Source organism: Actinobacillus minor NM305, assembly GCF_000175195.1.
Lineage (GTDB): Bacteria > Pseudomonadota > Gammaproteobacteria > Enterobacterales > Pasteurellaceae > Haemophilus_A > Haemophilus_A minor.
The window spans coordinates 1-825 of the sequence record NZ_ACQL01000151.1 but is presented as its reverse complement, the minus strand read 5'-3'; the positions used below and the strand labels follow the sequence as shown (position 1 = coordinate 825).

Annotated in this window: 2 protein-coding genes; both read left to right on the top strand. The window is 45.2% G+C overall.

Annotated elements, in window-relative coordinates; all coding sequences use genetic code 11:
• A partial coding sequence (locus AM305_RS10420; protein ID WP_005825863.1) for a MobC family plasmid mobilization relaxosome protein occupies positions 1–285 on the top strand: 285 nt, incomplete at its 5' end.
• The coding region (locus AM305_RS10415; RefSeq protein WP_005825861.1) for a relaxase/mobilization nuclease domain-containing protein at positions 282–825 on the top strand (544 nt) is incomplete at its 3' end. The genes AM305_RS10420 and AM305_RS10415, both read left to right, overlap by 4 nt.

Genomic DNA, 825 nt, shown 5'->3' with positions numbered 1-825 from the left:
AAAATCAGGCTCACCGAAAACGAGTATCAAGCCTTGTTAGAGAGAAAAACGAAAGCAAGGCTTGCGGAATGGGTTCGGGAAATTGCCCTAGAACAGCAACCTAATCGACAGCCGAAAGTAATCGACCCTGCGTTACTGTTCGAGCTGAACCGCATAGGCGTAAACCTGAACCAAATCGCCCGACAATGCAACAGTCAAAAGCCGAGCATTGACCTTGTTAGCGTGTTGGCGACCTTGCGAGAAATTGAAAAAAATCTCAAAAAATTGCGAGAATTGAGCCTATGATCGTCAAATTTTTTAAGAAACACGGTAAGGGAAAAGCTAGTAGTTGCAAGGCTTGCGTGGACTATTTACTAAATAAGCCTGATGACACCGCCCAAATCCTGCAGGGCGATCCCCGACTATCACAAAGTATTGCTGATAGCCTTTATTTTAATAACACCTACACCGCAGGTTGCTTGTCTTTTGAAGAAAGCGACCTACCCGAAATACAAAAGCGTGAGATTATGGCACGCTTTGAAAAGGCAATGTTTGCAGGGCTTGAGCCTGAACAATATAACATTGCGTGGGTACAACACACCGACAAAGGCAGGCTTGAGCTGAATTTCGTTATCCCAAACGTAGAAATGACAAGCGGAAAACGCCTACAACCCTACTACGACAGGGCAGACCGCCCACTTGCTGAAAACTTCAAGCAGGTAATCAACCACGAATACAGCCTAAGCGACCCAAACAACCCTATAAAGCAAAAAAACCTGATTGACCGCAAAGACCTACCAACCGATAAAAAACAGGCTTTACAGGCGATTACGGACGGTTTAACAG